The 23,494-nt window shown below is 65.3% G+C and carries 25 protein-coding genes; 10 read left to right on the top strand and 15 right to left on the bottom strand.

Features of this window, described 5'->3' with window-relative positions:
• Positions 1-77 precede the first annotated feature (77 nt).
• The 3 genes from F4U94_RS06470 to F4U94_RS06460 all read right to left on the bottom strand — a co-directional run bounded on the left by F4U94_RS06470 (position 78) and on the right by F4U94_RS06460 (position 3,876).
• Positions 78-1,019, bottom strand: coding sequence for a FecR family protein (locus F4U94_RS06470; protein ID WP_120250391.1), 942 nt, complete (start codon positions 1,017-1,019; stop codon positions 78-80).
• Positions 977-1,549 (bottom strand): RNA polymerase sigma factor, encoded by a 573-nt coding sequence (locus F4U94_RS06465; protein ID WP_120250392.1) that lies wholly within the window; start codon positions 1,547-1,549, stop codon positions 977-979. The genes F4U94_RS06470 and F4U94_RS06465 overlap by 43 nt, the downstream gene beginning before the upstream one ends.
• A gap of 113 nt (positions 1,550-1,662) precedes the next feature.
• A complete protein-coding gene (locus F4U94_RS06460) occupies positions 1,663-3,876 on the bottom strand; it encodes a TonB-dependent siderophore receptor (RefSeq protein ID WP_232015990.1) in 2,214 nt (737 codons plus the stop codon).
• A 212-nt stretch (positions 3,877-4,088) separates the two neighbouring features.
• On the opposite strand from F4U94_RS06460, the gene F4U94_RS06455 reads away from it, so the two are divergent.
• Positions 4,089-4,742, top strand: coding sequence for a YjbE family putative metal transport protein (locus F4U94_RS06455; RefSeq protein WP_120250394.1), 654 nt, complete (start codon positions 4,089-4,091; stop codon positions 4,740-4,742).
• Here F4U94_RS06455 and F4U94_RS06450 read toward each other — a convergent pair.
• The 4 genes from F4U94_RS06450 to F4U94_RS06435 are packed head-to-tail and all read right to left on the bottom strand — an operon-like array spanning position 4,726 to position 9,682.
• The gene (locus tag F4U94_RS06450; protein WP_120250395.1) at positions 4,726-5,802 is read right to left on the bottom strand and encodes an AbrB family transcriptional regulator; all 1,077 of its coding nucleotides are present in this window, start codon (positions 5,800-5,802) and stop codon (positions 4,726-4,728) included. The two genes, F4U94_RS06455 and F4U94_RS06450, sit on opposite strands and share 17 nt — an antisense overlap.
• Complete coding sequence (locus F4U94_RS06445; protein WP_120250396.1) at positions 5,795-7,102, bottom strand: CitMHS family transporter; 1,308 nt, start codon at positions 7,100-7,102, stop codon at positions 5,795-5,797. The genes F4U94_RS06450 and F4U94_RS06445 overlap by 8 nt, the downstream gene beginning before the upstream one ends.
• A 34-nt stretch (positions 7,103-7,136) precedes the next feature.
• Positions 7,137-8,609, bottom strand: a complete 1,473-nt coding sequence (locus tag F4U94_RS06440; RefSeq protein WP_120250397.1) for an OprO/OprP family phosphate-selective porin — start codon at positions 8,607-8,609, stop codon at positions 7,137-7,139.
• A complete protein-coding gene (locus F4U94_RS06435) occupies positions 8,609-9,682 on the bottom strand; it encodes an ABC transporter substrate-binding protein (RefSeq protein ID WP_120250398.1) in 1,074 nt (357 codons plus the stop codon). The genes F4U94_RS06440 and F4U94_RS06435 overlap by 1 nt, the downstream gene beginning before the upstream one ends.
• A 109-nt stretch (positions 9,683-9,791) precedes the next feature.
• Here F4U94_RS06435 and F4U94_RS06430 point away from each other — a divergent pair, with 109 nt between their 5' ends.
• The 6 genes from F4U94_RS06430 (at position 9,792) to F4U94_RS06405 (ending at position 15,070) form a co-directional block, all read left to right on the top strand.
• A complete protein-coding gene (locus F4U94_RS06430; RefSeq protein ID WP_120250399.1) occupies positions 9,792-10,445 on the top strand; it encodes a response regulator in 654 nt (217 codons plus the stop codon).
• Positions 10,435-11,820, top strand: a complete 1,386-nt coding sequence (locus tag F4U94_RS06425) for a sensor histidine kinase (RefSeq protein WP_120250400.1) — start codon at positions 10,435-10,437, stop codon at positions 11,818-11,820. The genes F4U94_RS06430 and F4U94_RS06425 overlap by 11 nt, the downstream gene beginning before the upstream one ends.
• A gap of 112 nt (positions 11,821-11,932) precedes the next feature.
• Positions 11,933-12,847: a serine O-acetyltransferase EpsC gene (gene epsC, locus F4U94_RS06420; protein WP_120250401.1), complete on the top strand. Its 915-nt coding sequence runs from the start codon at positions 11,933-11,935 to the stop codon at positions 12,845-12,847.
• A 16-nt stretch (positions 12,848-12,863) separates the two neighbouring features.
• Positions 12,864-13,592, top strand: coding sequence for a methionine ABC transporter ATP-binding protein (locus tag F4U94_RS06415; protein WP_120250402.1), 729 nt, complete (start codon positions 12,864-12,866; stop codon positions 13,590-13,592).
• Entirely contained in the window at positions 13,592-14,260 is a 669-nt protein-coding gene (locus F4U94_RS06410) for a methionine ABC transporter permease (RefSeq protein ID WP_120250403.1), read from the top strand. The genes F4U94_RS06415 and F4U94_RS06410 overlap by 1 nt, the downstream gene beginning before the upstream one ends.
• A 12-nt stretch (positions 14,261-14,272) precedes the next feature.
• Positions 14,273-15,070, top strand: a complete 798-nt coding sequence (locus F4U94_RS06405; protein WP_120250404.1) for a MetQ/NlpA family ABC transporter substrate-binding protein — start codon at positions 14,273-14,275, stop codon at positions 15,068-15,070.
• Positions 15,071-15,191: 121 nt separating this feature from the next.
• Here F4U94_RS06405 and F4U94_RS06400 read toward each other — a convergent pair whose 3' ends face one another.
• The gene (locus F4U94_RS06400; RefSeq protein WP_145986212.1) at positions 15,192-15,383 is read right to left on the bottom strand and encodes a hypothetical protein; all 192 of its coding nucleotides are present in this window, start codon (positions 15,381-15,383) and stop codon (positions 15,192-15,194) included.
• A 340-nt stretch (positions 15,384-15,723) separates the two neighbouring features.
• Here F4U94_RS06400 and F4U94_RS06395 point away from each other — a divergent pair, with 340 nt between their 5' ends.
• Positions 15,724-17,178, top strand: coding sequence for an MFS transporter (locus tag F4U94_RS06395; RefSeq protein WP_120250406.1), 1,455 nt, complete (start codon positions 15,724-15,726; stop codon positions 17,176-17,178).
• A gap of 56 nt (positions 17,179-17,234) precedes the next feature.
• Here the strand turns inward: F4U94_RS06395 and F4U94_RS06390 are convergent, their stop codons facing one another.
• The 5 genes from F4U94_RS06390 to F4U94_RS06370 form a co-directional block, all read right to left on the bottom strand.
• Positions 17,235-17,783 (bottom strand): hypothetical protein, encoded by a 549-nt coding sequence (locus F4U94_RS06390; protein WP_120252089.1) that lies wholly within the window; start codon positions 17,781-17,783, stop codon positions 17,235-17,237.
• A gap of 392 nt (positions 17,784-18,175) precedes the next feature.
• Positions 18,176-18,538 carry a SpoIIAA family protein gene (locus F4U94_RS06385; protein WP_120250407.1) on the bottom strand — a complete coding sequence of 121 codons (363 nt, stop codon included), beginning with the start codon at positions 18,536-18,538 and terminating at the stop codon, positions 18,176-18,178.
• A 47-nt stretch (positions 18,539-18,585) separates the two neighbouring features.
• Positions 18,586-18,945: a winged helix-turn-helix domain-containing protein gene (locus F4U94_RS06380; protein WP_120250408.1), complete on the bottom strand. Its 360-nt coding sequence runs from the start codon at positions 18,943-18,945 to the stop codon at positions 18,586-18,588.
• Between the two features lie 55 nt (positions 18,946-19,000).
• Positions 19,001-19,255, bottom strand: a complete 255-nt coding sequence (locus F4U94_RS06375) for a hypothetical protein (RefSeq protein WP_120250409.1) — start codon at positions 19,253-19,255, stop codon at positions 19,001-19,003.
• 83 nt (positions 19,256-19,338) lie between these two features.
• Entirely contained in the window at positions 19,339-19,659 is a 321-nt protein-coding gene (locus tag F4U94_RS06370) for a hypothetical protein (protein WP_232015992.1), read from the bottom strand.
• 44 nt (positions 19,660-19,703) lie between these two features.
• Between F4U94_RS06370 and F4U94_RS06365 the strand changes: the two genes are divergently transcribed.
• Positions 19,704-20,813, top strand: coding sequence for a sensor histidine kinase (locus tag F4U94_RS06365; RefSeq protein WP_120250410.1), 1,110 nt, complete (start codon positions 19,704-19,706; stop codon positions 20,811-20,813).
• A 5-nt stretch (positions 20,814-20,818) separates the two neighbouring features.
• Positions 20,819-21,565, top strand: coding sequence for a LytR/AlgR family response regulator transcription factor (locus F4U94_RS06360; RefSeq protein WP_120252091.1), 747 nt, complete (start codon positions 20,819-20,821; stop codon positions 21,563-21,565).
• A gap of 163 nt (positions 21,566-21,728) precedes the next feature.
• On the opposite strand, the gene F4U94_RS06355 is transcribed toward F4U94_RS06360, so the two are convergent.
• Entirely contained in the window at positions 21,729-22,901 is a 1,173-nt protein-coding gene (locus F4U94_RS06355) for a BaiN/RdsA family NAD(P)/FAD-dependent oxidoreductase (protein WP_120250411.1), read from the bottom strand.
• Positions 22,901-23,356 carry a YaiI/YqxD family protein gene (locus tag F4U94_RS06350; protein ID WP_120250412.1) on the bottom strand — a complete coding sequence of 152 codons (456 nt, stop codon included), beginning with the start codon at positions 23,354-23,356 and terminating at the stop codon, positions 22,901-22,903. Before F4U94_RS06350 ends, F4U94_RS06355 begins: the two co-directional genes overlap by 1 nt.
• Positions 23,357-23,494 lie beyond the last annotated feature (138 nt).

The following is a 23,494-nucleotide window of genomic DNA, read 5'->3' as shown; positions in this document are numbered from 1 at the left end:
GAATGTCCCCGCTTGGATAAGGTGTCGGGGCATGGATGGATGAGCGGCGACGATCCGCCATTGCCGCTGCAAAAAAATCAGGTGCGGGTCAAAATGATACCGCCGCCGGCATTGGGCGTGGCGCGAACGCCGAAGGATGTATGCAGCGCCTGAAGAAATTCATCCGGGTTCGTCGTGGCAAAGGTGCCGCCCAACCGGATGCGCGACAGCGCCGGATCGCCGATCACGATCTTGTTGGGCAGATAGCGGTTTATCTCCGACAGGGCATAGTCCAGGCTTTCGCCGTTCAGCACCAATATGTCCCGCTGCCACGCCGTCACCCGATCCAGATCCGCATCCTCGCCCGCGCGCGACGCGATCCGGCCGGCCGTTGCCAGCACGATCGCGCCCGCGCCGATCGGGGTTGCGCCGATCCCGGTTATGCTGCCCTTCACGACCGCCAGTTCGCAACTCGCATCACGCAGCCGCGCATTGTAGATACCGGGCATCAACTGGAACGCGCCGCCCGGCGTCTGCAAATCGACCTTCTGCGCGGACGCCAGACGGATCGCCACTTCCCCGCGTTCCAGCCAGATGCGGGTCGTTTCCCCCGTCTTCCAATGGATGCGACTGTCGGTGTTGAGGTCTACCGCCAGGCCATCGCGCACCGCGACCGTGCGTCGTTCGCCCAGGTCCGTACTGGCCGTGTCGCGCGCATAGGCGCGATAGGCAAAGCCACCGCCGGCCGCCATCACCGCGGCCACGCCGGCCGCAGCGCGGATGACATGCCGCCGGTCGGGTCGTGCCGGTTCGGGCGCTTTTTCGGGCGCGGCCATGTCGCCTTGCACCAGACGCAGGCTGTCCATGTCGCGCCAACTCGCCGCCACTTCGGCAAAGGCGATCGCATGCCGAACATCCGCATCCCGCCATGCCTCGAACGCGGCCATGTCGGCCGATCCTGCATCGAGCGCGGCCAGCCAGCCGGCGGCCACGTCGGTCAGGTCAGCGCATGGCTGAGAGATGTCATGACTGCCGGACAAAAATCCTCCACCTGGGCTTCATTGTCGCGCCGGGCCTTTGTGATGAGGGCAAGACCCTTAGCGACATGTTTTTCCACGGTCGAGATGGATATTGAAAGCGCTTCCGATATGGCGGCAGGCGGCATCCCCTGGATTTTCCGCATGTGCAGGACGCGGGCGCATTGGGGTGGCAAGCTGTTCATCAACTGCAACATCTGTTGCAGGTCGGACCGGCCAGCCGCCACCGCAAAGGCATCCGGCGCGCCGTCGGCCACGTCCAGCACCTCCATGGACGCCAGGAAGTCGATCCGCACCACATTCGCCCGCCGCAAACGCTCCAGCGCAAGATTGTGCACGATCGTCAGCACGAAGCTGCGCGGTGCGGCGATCGCCCGATAATCGGCCGTGCCCAGCACGCGCGCATAGGCTTCCTGCACCAGATCGTCCGCATCCGCCCGGCCGCAGAAATGCGCAGCCCTGGCACGATAGGCCGCCGCATGGGGCAGCACTTCGGCCATGAACCAACGATCTATGTCACGCAGCCAACTCAACGCACACTCCGGTATAGAGAGCGCGCGAGTAGGCCGCGAGTTTTACAAACTGACGACATTTGCCGCCATGCCGACGCTCAGCCGGAAAAGCCGGCCCGACCGACCGCCCGTCTTTATGGGTAGGCGAAGCGCAGCGTCGCGAATATGGTGCGCGGGCTGCCATAGAAATTGCCGCGCCCGGTCGATGATATCCGCGCATAATAGCTACGGTCGAACAGATTGTTGACGTTCAGCGAAAGAGACAGCCGTTCGTTCACCTTATAGCCGGCGCGCAGGTCCGCGATGACATAGGCGCCCTGCCGCACGATGGTCGATCGGGTGCGCAGCGTTCCGTCCGCATTCCATATCGCCGCATTGCCGCCGAAAGTGGAGCTGAGCCAGGTCAGGCCGCCACCGATGCTGAACCCGTCCAGCAGGCCGCCCGTCGGCGCATAGTTGGTAAAGACCTTGGCCGAATGTTTCGGGATGACCGGCACGACCGAAATCCCTTCATACAGCGCATTGGTATCGCGCAGATATTGGTTCTTATTATAACTGTATCCGCCATTGATCCGCCAGCCGGGCGTGATTTCCCCGCCCGCATCGAACTCGATCCCGCGCGAGCGCACCTTGCCGATCTGAAGCACCACGTCGGGCAGGTCAGGGTCGTTGAACAGCCGGTTCGACTGGGTGATCTGATAGGCTGCCAGCGACAGCAGCAGCTTGTCCTGGAACAGCGACAGCTTCGTGCCGCCCTCATATTGATCGCCGATCAGCGGCTCGATCCGCCCGCCGTCGGAACGCGGCATGGTCGAAGTCTGCGGCGTGAAGCTGTCGGCATAGCTGCCATAGATGTTCCAGTTGGACGTCACATCCCACACGATGCCGCCATAGGGCGTGAACTGGGCGTCCATACTGTATCCGGTCGGCGCCAGCCTGTTGGGCAACAGCGTCTGCGAATCCGTCGACCACCATGTCATGCGACCGCCGCCGACCAGCGAAAGGCCCGCGATCGGGCTGATCCGCATCTGGCCATACATGCCATATTGCTCCACCTGCGTATCGCTGGCGCCATAGACCTGCTTCACCGGACCATAGGGACCATTATAGGCCGGCAAATCGCCATAGGGGTCGAGCGGCGGCTCGGCCGGCGAGACGGGATTATAGACGTCGATCTGCGCATAGCGGCTGAGGCGCGTGTAATAGGTCCGCGCGGAACTGGCCTGATAATCCATGCCCAAAATCAGCGTCTGGTCGCGCCCGAACAGCGGGAAGCTGCCCACGCCGTTAAAGTCGAAGGACCGGGTGCTATAAGTATTGTCGCCGCGATAGGCGATGTGCGACGTCACCCCGTTCGTTTCCGTCACCGGCGCGCTGCCGATATAGCTGTAGACGTCGATACGATCGACTTCGGTGTAAAGCCCCGTCGCCCGCAGCGTCCATCGGTCGCTGATCTTGTGGGTCAACTCGGCAAAGGCCGACCAGCTTTCCGACCGGAAGCGGTTCCAGTCCGCGCCGACATAGGTGGAGCGCGGCACGTCCAGCAACTGCCCGTCGCTGCCGTCCGCCCCGCCGATCAGGCCGGGCAGGCCGGTCTGGATCGACGGCTTGAACCGCTCCCACGTGCCGCCCACGGTGAAGGTGGTGCGATCACCAATGTCGATCTTGCCCACGCCGAACGCGCCGACGCGGTTGCGATGGGCGATGTCGTAAAACTGATCCTGATCCTGCACCATCGCGCCGAAGCGGACGGCGACGCCCTGGGCCAGCGGCGCGGACACGTCGATTTCGCCGCGCTTGTTCTTGTAGCTGCCGTACCCGACCGACCCCTGCAATTTGAACGTGTCCAACGGCCGCTTGCGCACCAGATTGATGCTGCCGGCCGGATTGCCCGATCCGCTGAACAGGCCCGCCGGGCCGCGCAACACTTCCAGCCGTTCGTAGAAGAACAGGTCCGGAATGACGGCGGGGGAATCATAGGCCCGCGTCGGCGTGCCATCGACCAGATAATTGTTGATGGCAAAGCCGCGCGAATAGAAGGTCGCGCCTTCGCTGCCGACCCCGTTGACGGTGATGCCGTTGGTCGCGGTCAGCGCATCTTCCAGCGTGAAGAGATTCTGCGCCTCGATCTGCTCGCGGTCGATGACGGCGACGGTGTTGGGCACATCCTTCAGCGGCGTGACCGTCTTGCCGACTTCCTGCCCATAGCTTTTGCCCAGCACGATGATGTCGGCGCGATCGCCGCTATCGTCATAGGCGGCATCGGCCGCCATGGCGGCGCTCGACATAGTCAGGGTCGCAAAAGCCAATATGGACAGGCTGGTGGCGGACGGATTTATACGGTTCAATTGGACCTCCCTGTTGAAGGGCGCCTCCTATACAGATTAGCTATTGCAAGTCACTATCAAATAACTGTCTTATCCGTGTCGTTCGGGCTGAAAGGTGGGTGACAGCTTCCTATCCTATGCGCCGCCGGTCGCCCTCCTGTGGCGATCCACGCTGTTTCGCTTGAAAGCAGTCGTCAAACCGACGCCCCCGGCCGTCGCCCGTGAGAGGATTTATGAACGACATCTGGACCCATATCGTGGCCGATTTTTCCAATATCGGTTCCCCCGCCGCTCTGGCCGCCTTCGGTCAGGTCGTGCTGATCGACATCATGCTGGCGGCGGACAATGCGATCGTCGTCGGCGCGCTGGCCGCCGGCCTGCCCCCCGCCTCGCGCCGCAAGGTGATCGCGATCGGCGTGATCGCCGCCTTGGTGCTGCGCATCGCCTTCGCCCTGCTCGTCACGCAGCTGATGCAGCTGGTCGGCCTCGTCTTTGCCGGTGGCCTGCTGCTGGTCTGGGTCGCGTGGAAGATGTGGCGCGAACTGCGTTCGGGCGGCGAAGCCGAAGATGCCGACGATATCGCCGGCAAGGCCGCACCCAAGGGCTTCGCGCAAGCCGCCTGGGCCGTGGCCATCGCCGACGTGTCCATGAGCCTGGACAATGTGCTGGCCGTCGCCGGCGCCGCGCGCGAGCATCCGGGCATCCTGGTCGTCGGCCTGATCCTGTCAGTCGCGCTGATGGGCGTGGCGGCGAACCTGCTGGCCCGCGTGATCGAACGCTATCGTGCCATCGCCTATTTTGGCCTGGTGGTGATCCTCTATGTCGCTGGCAAGATGATCTACGAAGGCGTGATCGACCCGGCGACGGGCCTCATGACTTTGTTCTAATATCCATAGACCTGAACCCGAGTGGCGCCCCGATCAGGACCAGCACCACACGGGTCAGGTGATGGACGATGACCACGCCCGGCTCCAACGCCAGACTGAGCGCCACCATGCTCATTTCGGCCAGGCCACCGGGCGAATAGGCCAGCGTCAGCAACACCGGGTCCAGCCCGGTCAGCGCGCCGATCCCCGCCGCCCAGGCAAATGTCACCGCCAGCAGGATCAGCGTCGATCCCGCCGCCAGCGCCACGGTGCGCAGCAAAGTCTTCAGCGTCAGTCCGACGAAGCGGCAACCGATAGTGGCGCCCAACCCCACCTGCGCGGCCGCCAGCGCCCAGCCAGGAATGCGGAAATCGGCCAGCCCGCTCATATGCACGGCCGCGCTCACCGCCAGCGGCCCGACCAGATGCCAGGCCGGCAGGCGCAGCAGCCTGCCGATCAACAGACCCACAACCACGCAGCCGACCGCCCATAATAGCAGCGACCAGTCCGCCACCCCGCCCGTCACCTCCGCGGCTGGCGCAATGGCGACCGGCGCATGATCCAGCCGGATCAGGAATGGCAGGATGAAGACGACCAGAAAGATGCGCGCACCATGGATCAGGCCGATGGTCCGCTCGTCGGCGCCGCGCTCCGCCCCCATCACCACCATTTCGGCGATGCCGCCGGGCATGCCGGCGAAATAGGCGGTGGCGGGATCGAATTTGGCGACCTTGCGGAAATAGGTCACGCACAGCAGCGCGGCCGTCGCAAGGAAGAAGGGCAGCGCGACAAGCGGAATGATCCACTCGCGCGCCTGCGGCAACAGATGCGGGCCGAAACTGCTGCCCAGCACCACGCCGATCACCGCCGCCATAGGCCGGCGCGTGGCGGATGAGGCCTGTATCGGCAAGCCGATGACGCTGGCAATGGCACAGGCGGCCATGGACCCCAGCACCCAAGGCAAAGGCGCGCCGATCTCCAGAAACAGTGCGCCCCCCGCTGCCCCGACAGCGATCGCTGCCAGGAAGCGGAGGGCGGCCTGCGTTGCCCGGTGTTTGACCGGTTGCGACCCGTCAGGCAACGAAGGGGAAAGCCAGCGCGATCATGCCGACCAGCGTCATGACGATGCAGACGGCGGCCGCCGGCAGCAAGGTGAAGCGCTGATGATCGGCCAGGTCGATCCCTGCCAGGCTGACGAGCAGATAGGTGGACGGCACCAGCGGGCTGAGCAGATGGACCGGCTGGCCCATCAGCGACGCACGGGCGATCGCCATCGGATCGACGCCATAATGGGCCCCGGCCTCCGCCAGGATCGGCAACATGCCGAAGTAAAAGGCGTCGTTGGAAATGAAGAAGGTGAAGGGCATCGACAGCAAAGCCGTGATCGGCGCCATATACGGCCCCAATGCGGGCGGGATGAAGCCCACCACTTCCTTGCTCATCGCCTCCACCATGCCGGTGCCGCCCAATATGCCGGTGAAGATACCCGCGGCGAAGATCAGCGACACGACCGACAGGACATTGCCGGCATGGGCGGCAATCCGCTCCTTCTGCTGGGCGACGCCCGGATAGTTGACGATCATCGCAATGGCGAAGGCGATCATCATCAGGACCGACAGGGGCAGAATTCCCCACACCAGCAGGCCCAGCAGCACTATCACCAGCGCGGCGTTGAACAGACGCAGATGTGGACGACGCGCCTCGGGATATTGCGACACGCCAAGGTCGGCGACATCCACCGCTTCACGCTGCGGCAGGTGGACATGGCCCAGCCGCCGACGCTCCTTGATCCCGAACCAGAAGGCCAGCCCCAGCAGGAAGGCGAGGCCCGCGATCATGCCGGGGATAAGCGGCAGGAACAGGGTGGCGGGATCGAGCTTGAGCGCACTGGCCGCGCGCGCGGTCGGGCCGCCCCATGGCGTCAGGTTCATGATCCCGCTCGTCACCATCAACAGGCAGACCAGGTAGATGCGCTTCATGTCGAAGCGCTTGTATAGCGGCAGCAGCGCGGCACAGGTGATGATGTAGGTGGTCGATCCATCGCCATCCAGGCTGACGACCGCACACAGCACCACCGATCCCAGCAGGATCAGCAGCGGATCGCCATGGACCAGCTTCACCAGCCGGCCGACCAGCGGATCGAACAATCCCGTGTCCGTCATGGTCGAAAAGAACAGGATGGCGAACAGCAGCATCACGCCGGTCGGCGCCAGATTCTTGATGCCGTCGATCATCATGTCGCCCAGGCCCGCGGCCTGCCCGGCGATGACGCCGAACAGGGACGGGATGACGATCAACGCCACCAGCGGCGTCATCTTTTTGGTCATGATCAGCGTCATGAAGGTGGCGACCATCAGGAAGCCGAGCAGGGCAAGATTCATCGCTGCATCCTTGAAGAGGCGAGGAGAAGAAGGATCAGAAAGTCACGCCGACACGCGCGCTGACGGTCTGGCCGTCGTCGCTGCCGGTGAAGGCGCCGGCACGATTGTCGGTGCGCCAGTGGATGCCGTTCAGCTGAAGCCGGGTGAAGCTGTTGAGATACCAGTTCACGCCGACCGTCGCGGCCCAGCCGTCGCCGCCCAGAACCAGATCGGTATAATCCAGATTTTCGTAACGCGCGGTCAGTTCGATCGCGCCCGGTCCACCGTCGAAGGTGGGGCGCAGCACATTGGGCTGGCCAAAGCTGCCGAGGCGCGGGTTGTAAGGCGGCAATTCACCGGTCAGGAAGAAGCCGGTCGATACGCTCCACGCCTTGCTCTCGAAATTCGGGCGGTCGCCGGTCAGGCGCGCGACGCGGCGGCCCGCTTCGCCCATGACCCACAGGCTGCCGCTATAGCCGCCCAGTTCCGCGCCATAGCCGGTGGTGGAACGCCCGCCCAGCAATTCGCCGGTCGACACCCGCACCGCGCCGTTGAAGCGCCCGCCGATCACCGTGCTGCGCGTCAGCGACGTCGCGGCGGCCGACAGCGCCTCGTCAAAGCCCCATGCGCCGACATGCAGCAGCGCTCGGTCGGTCTTGATCGGGTTCCAATGCGCGCGGAAGGAAGCGGTGCGGCTGTCGTTCGTCGCCTGCTGCCCATCGATCCGGTCGCCGGTCACGCTGACCGACGCATGCCAGTTGGGACCGAACATGCGGCCCATGATGCCGATGCCGTAGAAGCCGCGCTGCGGGATGATCGCGGTCGATACCGTGCTGCGTTCCAGGAAGGGCGTGGAATCGGACCCGGTGCTGCCTTCGAACGCGCGGTCATTGAACAGATGGCCGACGCGAATGTCATAATCGACCTTGCCGCTCAGCCGATTGCGCCAGCCCAGAAAGGCGGTGACGATATCGACTTCATTTTCCGAAAAATCGCTCTCGAACTGGTAGAAGAAATGCGGCCCGACCCCGCCTTCCAGGCCCAGGCGCAGCGCGCGCATGCCCGTCGTGGTCGTGTTGCGGCCCTTATAATCGGACCCCATGGTCGAGCTGACGTCGACCAGGATGCGGCCGCGCGGCTTGTAGGTGAAGACGCCGTCGGCCGATCGGAACACGGGCAGGCCCGCCCCCCACTCGGTCTTGACGCCGACTTCCCGCGCGATGGCGCGGGCCTGGCCGACGTCGATATCGGCGGGACCGGGCGGCACGATCTGCGGCGCGAAGGGCGTGACGACCAGCGGCGGCGTGGCCTGCTGCTGCGCGACTTGCGGTGCGGGTCCGGGCGCTGCCGCCTGCGCGACCGCCTGCCCTTCGATCTTGTCGAGCCGCGCCTTGAGCGACGCGATTTCGGCGGCCTGCGCCTTGACCAGCGCGGCCAGTTCTTCGGCACTCGGCGTCTGGGCCAGCGCAGGGGTGGCGGCGATCAGCGCCAGCGCGGCGCAACTGCCGCGCAACATCAGGGACGTCATTATTGGGCTCCAGAAGCGAGGATCGCGTTCCAGTCGCGCAGGAAGCGCTGCTGTTTCAGGCGATCGAGATTGGCGAGAAGCTGCGGGCCGACGCGCACCGGACGCGCATGAGCCGCAGGAAGGCGGCGACCGCGTATGTCGGTGCGGACCGGCCAGAGGCTATGCTGCGCGAGCAGGGACTGGCCCTGGCGCGACAGCAAGAAATCGAGGAACAATTTGGCGGCGGCGGGATGCCGCGCCTCCCGCGCGATGAAGGCGATGCGCGACATCACGATCGTATAATCCTGCGGGAAGATGACACCGATGCGCGGGTCGCGTCGCGCCCGCTCCACCGCATAGGAGCCGATGACATTATAGGCGATGGACAGCTTGCCCTCCGCCACGCCGCGCAACATCGGCTCGGTGGTGATCGACAGCACCGGCCGCGTTGCCGCCATGGCTTCCACCAGCGATCGTGTATCGCCGGTGATCGCGAAATCCTGCGTCAGATACAGATAGCCGGTGTTCGAGCGCGCGGGATCGAAGGTCGCGACCTTGCCCGTCAGCGCGCGGCGATCCTTGCGCAGCATCGCTTCCAGCGCGGCGCGGGTGCGCGGCGGATTGGGGATCGCCTTCTTGTTGTAGACATAGGCGATCGGTTCGGCGGTGACGCCGAACCCCATATTCTTCCACACCGCCGATGCGGGCAGAGCGGGCTTTTCGGGACTGGTATAGCTTTGCGCGAACCCGTCGTTGATCAGCTTGACCTGCTGGTCCATCGCCGACGACCAGACCAGATCGGCCGATGGCTTGCGCCCCCGCGATTCCGTAACGAAACGGCGATACATCTCGTTGGAGCCAAGGTCGGCATAGCGCACCGTCACGCCCGGATAGCGGCGCTGAAACCCCAGGATGACCGGCGCCATTTCCGACGTATCGGCATTGGCGTAGACGACGACCTGCCGTTCCGCCTGCGCGTCGGCGATCAACTGGTCATAGGATCGCGGATAGCCTGCCGGCCGTTCCGCCACCGCTACGGCCGTCGGCACCGCCAGACTTGCCAAGAGGGAAACAATCTGAATAACCCGTCGCACGAACCCTGCTCCTCGCCTTCCGTTTCTATCGCCGGATAAGATGTGAGGCTCAGTTACGAAGCCAAGCTGTCATCAACCTTTCAGCATCGGGTGCCCCATTCGGATTTTGATGATCGAGGACGACGCCGCACTGGCGCGCAGCATTTCCGCCCTGCTCCGTGCGGGGGGCCATGCCGTGGATCATGTCGCGACCGGGGAAGATGCGCTGTCCGTCGTGGGCAGCGAACCCTATGCGCTGGTCATCCTGGACGTCGGCCTGCCCGACATGGACGGTTTTGCCGTCCTGGCCGAACTGCGCCGCCGGGGGGAGAAGGTCGCGGTCCTGATGCTGACCGCGCGCGACGCGCTGGACGATCGGGTGCGCGGGCTGGACCTGGGCGCCGACGATTATCTGCGCAAACCCTTCGACCCGGAGGAATTGGAGGCACGGGTGCGTGCGCTGGGGCGGCGGCGCGGCGGCGATCCGACTCCGGAACTGGTCGTCGGCACCCTCACCATCAATCGCTCCACCGGCACCGTGGAGGTGGCGGGCCGCGCCCTCGACCTGCGCCGCCGCGAACTGGCCGTGCTGGAGGCGCTGGCCACCCGTGCCGGGCAGGTGGTGCCGCGCGAACTGCTGATCGGCGAAGTCTTCGGCTTCGACGAGCCGGTCGGCGGCAACGCCATCGAAGTGCATGTGACGCGCCTGCGCGGCAAGCTGGCGCCCGATGGCCCCGGCATCCGCACCGTGCGCGGCGTGGGTTACATGCTCGATGCCGGGTAAGTCTCAGGCGATCGCGCTGCGCACCCGGCTGCTCGCCGCGATGCTGGGGCCGTTGCTCGGCGCGGCGGCGATCATCGGCGTGGGTGGCGCAACGCTGATTTCCGACGTCGTGCGCCGCACCAACGACCGCGTGCTGGGCGGCGCGCTGGGCGCCATCGCCGAAACGGTACAGGTGGAACGGGGCGAAGTGACGCTGGACCTGCCGCCCGCCGCCTTTGGCATGTTGGAAAATAGCGAACGCGACAATGTCTATTACCGCATCGCGGTGGGCGGCGCATTGCTGACCGGCTATGCCGATCTGCCCGCGCCCGATCCGGCGACCATGACCGTCGACCAGCCCCGCTTCCGCTTCGCCCGCTATCGCGATCAGGGCATCCGCATCGCGGAGGTGAAGCGGATGCTCCCCCGCATCGCCCAGCCGGTCGTCATCCAGGTCGCCGAAACATTGGACAATCGCAAGACGCTGGCCGGGCAACTGACCATCGCCCTGCTGCTGGGCGAAGTCGCGCTGGTCGGCGTCGCCGTGCTGCTGTTGCGCCCGGCGCTGGGCTGGAGCCTGCGCCCGCTCGCCCGGCTGCGCCGCACCGTGGAGGCGCGCGACGGCAACGTCCGCGCGGATTTCTCCCCGCTCGACGCCGGGCCGCTGCCCAACGAGCTGCAACCGCTCGCCATCGCCTTCGACCATATGCTGGCGCAGCTCGACACCGCGACCGGCGGCATGCGCCGCTTCACCGCCGACGCCTCACACCAGATGCGCACGCCCTTGTCCGTGCTGCGGGTGCAGGTGGAACTCGCGCGGCGCGGCTCGCATGAGGCGCTGGACGAGATTGCCGATGCAGTGCAGCGCCTGGAACGGCTGGTGACGCAATTGCTCGCCCTCGCCCGCGCGGAGGAAGGCGGCGTGTCGCCCCCGCTCGAAGCGGTCGACCTCAAGGAAGTGAGCCAGGCCGTGATCGGCCGCCTCATCAACCAGGCGATCGCGGCCGATGTCGAACTCAATCTCGACGCGCAGGATGGCGCCAGCTACCCCGTTCAGGCGCACCGGACGCTGATCTTCGAAATCCTCGCCAACCTGATCGACAATGGCATCCGCTACAATCGGCGCGGCGGCGCGGTCACGGTCGCACTGGCGCGCAGCGATAGCGACATCACGCTGTCGGTGCAGGATGACGGCCCCGGCATCGCGCCGGAAAACCGATCCCGCGTGTTCGAACGCTTCTTCCGCGCGGCGGGGCAGACCGGACCGGACGGCACCGGCCTTGGCCTTGCCATCGTGCAGTCGGCCGCCCAGCGCATGGGCGCGCATGTCAGCATATCCAACGCCGCGCCCGGCACCCGCATCTCGGTCCGCTTCCCGCCCCAACCCTCCACCTGAAACATGCCCCGCCTGAAACCCCAGCTTTCCGGCCCCATGGATAAAAGCGCTCCATTCACTACCATTTCAATTGATATAACCGGCCGCAGTGCATCATCATCCGAGACGTTTCATGACCAGCTCTTCCCTGCCCGCCGACGGCATCCAGTTTCCGCAACAGATCGACCTGGTGGTCGACGCGCTGCATCAGGCGCGGCTGGACTGGCGCGCGGGCCATGCCCGTCATGCCGAACAGGGCGTCTATTTCCCCTCGCGCCAATCGTTGAAGCGGATCAGCAACGAACTGGCCATCGCCCTCTTCCCCCTGCGCTTCGGCCCGCCCGAACTCACCGCGCAGAATGAAAATAATTATGTCGGCGCCTCGCTCGAATCGACCTTGTCGCAACTGGCCGCGCAGATCCGGCTGGAACTGGGCTATGACGCGCCCGACAGCGACCAGAAAGCGATCGCGCTGAATGTCGAGCGGGCGATCGGCATCTTCGCGGCGCGCCTGCCCGATATCCGCCGCCTGCTCGATAGCGATGTGGAGGCAGGCTATGCCGCCGATCCGGCCGCACGCAGCGTCGATGAAGTGCTGCTCGCCTACCCTTCCCTCACCGCCGTCATCCATCACCGCATCGCCCATCTCCTCTATCGCCTCGGCGCGCCGATCGTCGCGCGGGTGATCGCGGAAATCGCGCATGAACGCACCGGCATCGACATTCATCCCGGCGCGACCATCGGCCGCAGCTTCTTCATCGACCATGGCACCGGCGTCGTCATCGGCGAAACAACCATCATCGGCGACCGGGTACGTCTCTATCAGGGCGTGACGCTGGGCGGCGATCCCGATGTAGAGGGCCGCCACGACGTGCCGCGCCATCCCATCCTGGGCGACGATGTGATCGTCCATGCCAATGCCAGCATCATTGGACGGGTGACGATTGGCGCGGGATCGCGTATCGGCGGCAATCTGTGGCTGCGCAGCGACGTGCCGGCCGGCAGCATCGTCGAAGCCCCCCACCCCATCATCCGCCAGCCGAGCTGAACTCAAGCCCCTCTCCATGATCGAACTCAAATCCATATCGAAGCGCTTCCCGGACGGAACCGCAGCGCTCAGCGACATCGACCTCGTCATTCCGCGCGGGTCGGTGTTCGGCATCATCGGCCGGTCGGGCGCGGGCAAATCGACCCTGCTGCGCCTCATCAACGGGCTGGAGCGGCCGACGTCCGGCGAAGTGCTGATCGACGGCACGTCCATCGCCACGCTGAAACCGGCGGGCCTGCGCGCGCTGCGGCAGCGGATCGGGATGATCTTCCAATCTTTCGGCCTGCTCGCCAACCGCACCATCGCCGGCAATGTCGCCCTACCGCTGGAACTGGCCGGCATGCCCAGGGCCGATCGCGACGCCCGCGTGGCGCAGCTGCTCGACCATGTCGGCATCGCGGCCAAGGCGCAGGCTTATCCCGCCAGCCTATCGGGCGGCCAGCGTCAGCGTGTCGGCATCGCCCGCGCGCTCGCCACCCGCCCCGACATATTGCTCTGCGACGAAGCGACCAGCGCGCTCGACCCGGAAACCACCCGATCCGTGCTGGCGCTGCTGGCCGATCTCAACCGCGACATGGGCCTGACCATCATCCTGATCACCCATGAGATGGAGGTCGTCCGCGCCATCTGCGACCATGTCGCCGTACTCGACCATGGCCGCCTGGTCGAATTCGGGCCGGTCGATACCGTCTTCGCCGCCTCGCGTGAACAGGCGACCCTCGCCTTGCTGGGGGAGGATCGCTGATGCAGGACGGTTTCTTCCAGAATATCTCCTGGCCCGATATCGGTCAGGCGACGTTCGACACGCTGCTGATGCTGGGCGGATCGCTGCTGCTGACGCTCATCCTGGGCATTCCGCTCGGCGTGCTGCTCTTCCTCACCGCGCGCGGCCAGATCGGGCGAAGCCTGATCGCCAACCGCCTGCTCGGCGTCATCGTCAATATCCTGCGCTCCATCCCCTTCGTCATCCTGCTCATCGTCATGATCCCGCTGACCCTGGCGATGATGGGCACGTCGCTGGGCGTTGCCGGCGCCATCCCGCCGCTGGTCGCGGGCGCCGCGCCTTTCTACGCGCGCCTCGTCGAAACAGCGCTGCGCGACATTCCGCGCAGCACGATCGAGGCGGCGCAGGCCATGGGCGCCACGCGGCTTCAGATCATCGGCAAAGTCTTGCTGCCCGAAGCGCTGCCCGGCCTCATATCCGGCGCCACCGTCACCGCCATCGCCCTCGTCTCCTTCACCGCCATGGCGGGCGTCGTGGGCGCGGGTGGCCTGGGCGATCTGGCCATCCGCTACGGCTATCAACGCTTTCAGGCCGACGTCATGCTCGTCACCGTCGCCCTGCTCGTCCTGCTCGTACAACTGATCCAATGGTCCGGCGACTGGCTCGCCCGCCGGGTCGACCATCGTTAAGGGGGATATCCCATGAACCGTCGCTCGCTCCTCCTCCTCGCCCCCGCCCTGCTGCTTGCGGCGTGTGGCGGCAAGACCGGCACCGCCGATGGCGACACGCTGACCGTCGCCGCCACCGCCGTGCCCCATGCGGAAATCCTGGACCATGTCCGCCCCGCGCTGGAAAAGCAGGGCGTGAAGCTCGATGTCCGCGTCTTCAACGATTATGTGCAGCCCAATCAGCAGGTTGCGCAGGGGCAGATCCTGGTCAATTATTTCCAGACCGGCCCCTATCTGGACGAATTCAACAAGGCACAGCATGCCGACCTGCAAAAGATCGCCGGCATCCATATCGAACCGCTGGGCGCCTATTCGCGCAAGTGGAAGAGCCTGGACCAGCTGCCCGCCGGCGCCACCGTCGCCATCCCCAATGACGCCAGCAATGGCGGCCGCGCCCTGCTGCTGCTTCAGAAGACGGGCCTCATTCAGCTGAAAGAGCCGGCCAATCCGCTCGCCTCGGTCCGCGACATCACCGCCAATCCAAAGAAGATCGTCCTGCGCGAACTGGAAGCGGCCACCCTGCCCCGCACTTTGGGGGAGGTCGACCTGGCGCTCATCAACACCAATTATGCGCTGGACGCGAAGCTCAACCCCACCCGCGACGCGCTGGCGATCGAGGATGGCCAGTCGCCCTATGTCAATTTCGTGGTCGGCAAGCCCGGCAGCGAAAAGGACGCCCGCGTCCAGAAGCTGATCGCCGCGCTGCACAGCGACGACGTAAAGGCCTTCATCGCGGACCGCTACAAGGGCGCGGTGCTACCGGCCTTTTGACCCCGCCGGTCTACAGGAGCGCGTCATGCTGAACTTGGTTCAGGATGACGATGCGCGATAGGAAATCAGGATATTTGAACTGATGGGCGGGGCTGCCGGCATGACCGGCAGCCCCTTCCGTTCAGGCGCGCGCCACCAGCAGCATCCGTTCCAGCGCGTGCACATGCGCCAGCACCGGCCGCGCCTGGAAGAAGTCGCGCAGGTCGATATAGCCCAATTCGCGGATACGTTCCGCCAGGGCATAGCGAAGATCGTCGTTCAATATCGCGGAAATCCGCGACTTCAGGGCATTGAGCCTAGTTTCGATGGTCATGAACTGGCCTCCATGATGATCGGTTGTCGGGCGATGATGGTCCATGTCGCGCACCCTTTTGCCAAGAGGCGCAGGGCATATTACCGGCGGGCCGCCCTATATTTCCGACCGGTCACACCATGGGATCGCAGTGTAAATGCGGCGCGTCGGCCGACCAATGAGAATTTTTCATAGCTTATATGCGCCGCGCTCAACGATCGCGGCCGAGAGCCCCGCGACTCGTGCCGCCTATTTGCGCGGGCCATCCATCGTCCAGAAATTTCAATAAGCATCGCCTTGCCAGAACCGCCCTCCGGCAGCGACAGGCGGACCTGTCTCTTTCGGGAAAAAGCCTTTGGACATGCTCAGCAGCGGTACGATCGCCGCGCCTCTTCCACGCCTGTCCCCCGCCGCGCCGCTCATCATCGGTTCCGCGCTTCTGATGCAGGGGATAGACGGCACCGCGATCACCGTCGCCCTGCCCGCAATGGCCCATTCGCTCGGCACCGACGTGCTGCGCATGAACCTGGCGGTCAGCGCCTATCTGCTCAGCATCGCGGTGTTCATTCCCGCCAGCGGCTGGATCGGCGATCGCTTCGGCGCCCGCACCACCTTCTGCTGGGCCATCGCCCTGTTCATGCTCGCCTCGCTGCTCTGCGGCCTTGCCACCTCCCTGCCGCAACTGGTCGCGGCGCGCATCCTTCAGGGCATGGGCGGCGCGCTGATGGCGCCGGTGGGGCGCGTCGTCCTGCTGCGCGCCGTGCCGCGCCACGATTATGTCCGCGCCATATCCCTCTACACCGCGCCGGCCCTGATCGGCCCGGTGCTGGGCGCGCCGCTCGGCGGGCTGATCGTCGAAATCGCCTCCTGGCACTGGATCTTCTTCATCAACCTGCCGCTCGGCCTGATCGGCATCGCCGCCACGCTGCGCCATATCCCGGCGCTGCCCGCCTCGCCGCCCGGCCCGTTCGACCTGCGCGGCTTCCTCCTGCTGGGCATCGGCCTGTCCTGCGGCACGCTGGCGCTCGCCGGGATCGGCGGGTCGATCCCGCCGCGCATCGTCATCCTGCTCGCCGCCGCCAGCCTCGCCGCCCTCCCCCTTGCCGTCCTGCACGCCCGCCGCGCGGCGCATCCGCTGCTCGACCTCGGCCTGCTGCGCATCCGCAGCTTCCGGATCGTGATGCAGCATGGCACCATCTGGCGTTCGACCGTCGCGGGCCTGCCGGTGCTGCTCGCGCTGCTGCTGCAACTCTCGCTCGGCCTCGGCCCGCTTGCCAGCGGCCTCATCCTCTTCACCAGCGCGGCTGGTGCACTCGCGATGAAGGCAGTCGCCGGCACGCTGCTCCACCGCTACGGCTTTCGCCGGGTGATGATCGCCAATGCCGTCGTCTCGGCCTTTTTCGCCGGCAGCTACGCGCTGTTCGATGCCGGATCGCCGCTCTGGCTGCTGGTCGCCGCGCTGTTCCTGGGCGGCGTCTCGCGCTCGCTCCAATATACCAGCCTCGGCACGCTCGCCTTTGCTGACATACCGGACGCCGCCATGGCGCGGGCCAGCGGCTTTGCCAGCATGTCGCAGGAACTGGCGCAAAGCCTGGGCGTCAGCATCGCCACGCTGTTGGTCCAACTGGCCATGCTGTTGCGCCAGGATGGTCAGGCCGGCGCCACCGACATCCGCACCGCCCTCGCGCTGCTCGGCATCATGGGCCTGATCGCGGCGCTCGGCTTCCGCCGCCTGCGCGACGATGATGGCGCCGCAATCCGCATCCGCAATCGGCCGGCGCTCTCGCCCCAACCACTAACCGCCACCCCTCCATGAAAAAGGCCACGCGAAGCCCCCACTTCGCGCGGCCTTTTCAGCCATGATGGTCCGGCTCAATTCGCCTTGGACAGATCCACCTTTTCCACCCATTCGGGGTAGAAGGTCGGTTCGCGGTTGGACCAGCCCACCGCCGTTGCCGCCGCTTCGCTGATCGACTGAAGCAGCGCGCGCCGCTTTTCGGGATGCAGATGCGGCAGGCTGGCGGCGGCACAGAAGGCGCCGGGCAACCAGGGCCGCGACCCCGCGCCCAGCAGCCGTTCGTACAGGAAGCGATAGGCGGAAAAGCTGCTCAATCGATCCTGCCCCAGGTCGAAGGCGGAAATGGTCACCAGCGGCGCCATGAACGGCTCCACCTGTTCCAGGCCGCTGTCATCGGGCACGCGCGCCTTGATCTCGTCCAGCCGCCCGTAGATGCGCGCCTGCGCGCGGATCGACGCTTCCTCCACCATGTCGCGGGACCACAGCTTCATCGCGTCGCGGCGATGCAGCCCGATATCCAGCGATCGGCGAATATAGCGTTGCGTGGCAGACGGGAAGCTCGCGAATTCACGCAGTTCCGCCAGGGTGATCGCCCCATCCGCCGGTCTTGCACTCGTACCCATGTTCATGCCCTCCGACTTGAAGTCGTAGGATGGAACATGCGCCCTCTATGGTTACCGAAGGCTTAAGCGCCTGTTCCACCGCTGTTCACAACGGACCAGATTTCTTTTTGCGGCGCAACATGAAACTTTCGTGACTGCGACAGGCCGTTGAAAGGCATGAATATCATGATCATCAATATGGTTAGTTAGCCAACTAATATCACACATGTCCTGCTTCTACGTTGCCCAACTCGCTGTCTCATATCAAAAAACATTGATGTGAGAAGACAATCCGTTCCCCGGCGTAGGCCGGGGCCCAGTTCCAAGCTCTCAACTGGACCCCGGCCTGCGCCGGGGAACGCTGCCAATGGATCGGTTCATCACGTCCCGGCATCACTCGCGCTCGCGCGCGCCTACCCTTGCCCCAGCAACCACGCCAGCGCCTCGTCGGCGTTCGCGAAGATCCGCATATAATCCTGCGTCATTTCCCGCCGCACCTGCATGGTGGCGATGATGCTGGGGGTGACGATGGCGATCCGCGATGCGCGCGGGAACAGCCCATCGCCCAGATGCTCGCGGAATGCCGCGACCGCATCCTGTGGCTGCACTGCGCTGCCGCTCATGTCCATCCGCAGCAGATAGCCGGGCACGAACCCTTCGGCCACGAATCGCGCCTTCACCTCACGGGCATAGGCGGCGACGCCCTCGCTGGTGAACTGGCCGTGCCAGGCGATGTCGAGCAGATTGATGTCGTGGCGGAATCGGATGTCGTACATGGGAAAGCCTCCGCCGCTCTCCATGCCGAACAGGCATTACCGAAAGATTATCTATGCGACGGAGCGACTTGCGCCTCCAGCGGCACGTCTCGCAACTGCCGTTCCAGCGCTACTGCACCCTGCGTGCTGATCCCGTCCATGTTCGCCTGCAACCCGCGATAGGCCGTCAGGATTGCAACGCCACTCTCGGTCAACTGCGCGCCCTCGCTCGACGTCGCGACCAGCGGTTCGGCCCAACAACGGTTCATCACATCGACCAGCAGCCAGCAGCGCCGATAACTCATGCCCAGCTTCCGCCCGGCTGCCGATATCGACCCTTCGGCCGCAATTGCGTCGAGCAGGTCGGCCTTGCCCGGCCCCATGGCGATCTGGTCGCCGCAATAAATCTGGATCTTGATCTTCAGCATCGGCCCGCCGCGCTTTAGCGGTTAGGGGCAGCCAAGACCAGCCACCCCGTCGGGTTCAGGCGCCCGCCCGCCGCTCCAGTACGGCGCCGATCATCGCGCGCCACACGGCCACATCGCCGGCCTGCGCCATCTGCGCGTCCGGTTCCCGCAACGTATGGAGAATGGCATAGGCATCGTCCACATGGTCCGGCCAGGCGGCGTCCACCGCGCCGGCCGCATGCAGATCATGCCCGCCCCCGTTCAGGCTCAACTGACGACCGGCCAGCACACGGGCGATACGTTCGATGGCGGGGGTGGTGGATGTCGGCATGGATGGCATACTCCTCTCAAAAAAAGGGGGCGGCGCTTTGTCGCTCTTCCGCCTGTCAGGATAGCATATCGTTTCGGAGGGAGCTATCGGTCCTCGCCCGCGCTGAAGCCCGAAGACGGCACCGGATCGCCCTTGTCACCGGGCTTGGCGGTCGATGGCGGGTCGGACGCGTCCATCGAATCCTTCAGACTCTCGTCGCGCTTCTCATCGGGGTGCAGCACATGGTCCTGCGCGTCGCTTGCCCGCTCGTCGCCCGCCTCTTCGCGGCTGTTCGGACGCACATCCTTCTGCTTGTCCGTCATCGTCTCTCTCCTCTGGTTTCGCAGGATCAACGGACGGCCCGGCAGCGCGGTTCCGCCCGCCGCCCCTTCGACCAACACCGCCGCCAGTTCGACCAGCAACACGGGCGCCTAAAGACTTTCGCCGCCCCCCGGCGTAGACAGGCATCATGACTGATCTTCCCGAAGACGATCGCGGCGTTGCGCCGTCGATCGCGCTCTATTCGATTCTGGGCTTCTGGTTCTTCTACACCATCATCGTGACCCTGCGCGCCATCGTCGTCGGCTTCGACGCGCAGTGGGAAATGGCGGCCCGCCGCATGGTCGTGGCGGTGATCGGCATCATCGTCACCTGGATCCTCTATCTGGCGCTGCGCCGGTTCGACTATAAGCCGCTGGCGGTCCGCTTCGTCGCCGCCTTCTCGCTCGCCGCGCCCTTCGCGCTCGCCATGGCGGCGGCCAACTATTATATCTTCAACGTCTATGATCCGATCAGCCTCTTTCCCGACGCGGAAATGAAGAAGAAGGCGATCGAGGAAGGCTATGTGCTGATCTCCATCGTCGAAGATGCGATGACGCGCTATTTCTTCCTCGCCGCCTGGGCCGGCCTCTATCTCGCCCTCTCCTACGCCAGCGAAGCGCACCGCACCGAACGCCGCGCCGCCCGGCTGGAACGCGCCGCGCAGCAGGCCGAGCTGCGATCCCTGCGCTATCAGGTGAACCCGCATTTCCTGTTCAACACGTTGAACTCGCTTTCCACCCTGGTCATGCGCAATAAGCCGGACGATGCCGAGCAGATGATCATGTCGCTCTCCAACTTCTACCGCACCAGCCTGACCGGCGACCCGCTCGACGACGTCCCGCTGGAGGAGGAAGTCCATCTCCAGAAACTCTATCTGGACATCGAGGCGGTCCGTTTCCCCGACCGGCTGAGCACGGTGATCGACATTCCACCCGCGCTGATGAATGCCTGCGTCCCCGGCCTCATCCTGCAGCCCCTGGTCGAAAATGCGATCAAATATGGGGTATCCCGCACCTCTAGTCCCGTGACCATCACCATCACCGCGCGGGAGGATGGCGACCTCATCCACATCGCCGTGACCGACGATGGCGACAATCCGCCCAGCGACGCGGACGCCGGCAGCGGCATCGGCCTGGTCAATGTGCGCGACCGGCTGACCGCCCGCTTTGGCGATCAGGGCCGCATCGTTTATGGTCCGCGCGAAGGGGACGGTTTCTCCGTCCTACTCACCTTGCCCATCATCCGCCGGGGTTGCTGACGCGCATGTCTATACGCACCATGATCGTCGATGACGAACCGCTCGCCGTCGAACGGCTCCAGATGCTCTGCGCCCGCGAACCACGCATCGCGCTGGTCGGCACCGCCACCGATGGCGAAGCCGCGCTCCGCCTGATAGAGGGGTTGAAGCCCGACCTCGTGCTGCTCGATATCGCCATGCCCTTGCTCGACGGGATCGGCGTCGCCCGCGCCGTCGGCCGCATGGGCATCCGCCCCGCCGTCATCTTCGTCACCGCGTTCGAGGGGTTCGCGGTCGAGGCGTTCGACCTGGCCGCCGTCGACTATATGTTAAAGCCCGTCGCCCACGACCGGCTGACCCGCGCGGTCGACCGGGTCGAAGCCGCGCTGCGCAACCAGTCCAACAGCGACGCGCCCGCCATCACCAGCGAACCCAGCCCTGAATGGGCGGAGGAATTCTGGGTGCCGCACCGGTCCGAACTGATCCGCATCGCCACCGACCAGATCGACCGGATCGAAGCGGAACGCGACTATATGCGCCTGCATGTCGGCGCCCACAGCTATCTGCTGCACCAGACGATTAGCAGCCTGGAGGAACGGCTGGACCCGCAGCAATTCGTCCGCCTGCACCGCAGCCATATCGTGCGCCGCGACCATATCGCCCGCCTGCGCCACGACGGCAGCGGCGTGTGGTTCGCGGCCCTCACCGACGGCGGCGAAATCCGCATCGGCCGCACCTTCCTGGCCAACGCACGGGCCATGACGGGGCGGTAAACAACAAAGGCCGGGCGGTTTTGAAATTCAGTTCAGGTGGAGCCGAGCCGACGGCCAGCGTTAGCTAAAAGCGTGATTTTTGAGCACCGGAGCGCAGCGTACTTCAAGTACGTGAGCACGGAGCGCAGAAAAGCTCGCTTTGCAGGCCCGCATGGGCTGAATTTCAAACCGCCTGCCCGGCCGCTACGCCACTGGCCCAGGCCCATTGGAAATTATAGCCGCCCAGCCATCCGGTGACGTCCACCGCCTCGCCGATCGCATAGAGCCCCGGCACCTTGGCCGCCTCCATCGTGCGCGACGAAAGGCCGGCGGTGGCGATCCCGCCCACCGTCACCTCGGCCTTGGCATAGCCTTCCGTACCCGACGGCGCGAACGCCCAATCGCTGAGCCGCGTCCCCACCTGCCGCAGCGCCTTGTCGGTCAGCGCACCCATTTCCCCCTGCACCTCGATCCGCTCCAGCAGCGCATCGGCCAACCGCTCGGTCAGCGCCTGCGCCAGCACCCGACGCAGACTAGTGCGCGGCCGCTCCGCCTTTTCGGCCAGCAACCAGTCCGCCGCCCGATCCGGCAGGAAATTCACCTGAATGGCCGTGCGATGCAGCCAATAGGAAGATATCTGTAACATCGCCGGCCCGGACAGCCCGCGATGCGTGAACAAGGCCGCCTCGCGAAAGCGCGTCTTGTTCCACCGCACCTCGACATCGGCCGACACGCCCGAGAGCGACTGGAACAACTGCTCCTCCGGCCCCAAAGTGAAGGGCACCAGCGCCGGGCGGGGCTGCACGATGGAGAGGCCGAAATGCCGCGCCACATCATAGGCAAAGCCGGTCGCCCCCATCTTGGGGATGGACGGCCCGCCGGTCGCCAGCACCATCGCCGGCGCGCGATGCACCGTGCCGCCGATCGTCACCCGATAGAGGCCATCGCCATGGTCGACATCGGCAACCGCCTGCCCCAAGGCCAGCGTCACGTCGCCCTTGGTGCATTCCTCCGAAAGCATCGCGACGATCTGCTTTGCCGACCCGTCGCAAAATAGCTGCCCCAGCGTCTTTTCATGCCAGGCGATGCCATAGCGATCGACCAGCCCGATGAAATCCTGGGCCGTGTAGCGTCCCAGCGCCGACTTGGCGAAATGCGGATTGGCCGAAAGGTAACGATCGGCAGCGGTGTGGACATTGGTGAAATTGCACCGCCCACCACCGGAAATCAGGATCTTCTTGCCCACCGCTTCGGCATGATCGACCAGCAGCACGCGCTTGCCCCGCTGCCCGGCGGTCGCTGCGCACATCATCCCGGCGGCGCCTGCGCCAAGAATTATTGCATCATATTCGGCCATCACCGCCCCCGCTTCAGACGCACCAGCGCCTCGTCCAGCGCCTGAAGAAAGCGCGATCGATCGACCTTGCCGAATGGCGGCGGCCCGCCGATCGGATCACCCACGGCCCCTGCGCGCAGGTCCGCCATGATCGCCCGCGTCGCCACCGCCGCGCCGATCGAACTCAGGGTGAACGGCTTGCCATTGGGCGCGATCACCACCGCGCCGGCCTTCAGGCACCGGTCCGCCAGCAAGATATCGGCAGTGATGCACACCGACCCGCCATCCGCCCGCTCGGCGATCCAATCGTCCGCCGCATCGAAGCCGTCGCTCACCACCACCCGGTCCAGCAGCGGGTGCGCGGGAATGCGGATCGGGCTGTTGCTCACGATCGTCACAGGAATTTCATGCCGCCAGGCGACCTTGTAGATCTCCTCCTTCACGGGGCAGGCATCGGCATCGACCAATATCTTCATGGGGTGGGCGATAGGCCGGGTGGCAGGTTGAGACAATGGCTCGGCTGCTAATCGCAAAAGGATAATGCCCCGCCCGAACCGACGGTGCGTTCCCCGGCGAAGGCCGGGGTCCAGTTCCAGGTCCCTGCGCTGGACCCC

It is taken from the genome of Sphingobium limneticum (genome assembly GCF_008710155.1).
Classification (GTDB): Bacteria; Pseudomonadota; Alphaproteobacteria; order Sphingomonadales; family Sphingomonadaceae; genus Sphingobium; species Sphingobium limneticum.
The sequence above is the reverse complement of the archived record's forward strand: the minus strand, read 5'-3'. Positions and strand labels throughout refer to the sequence as shown.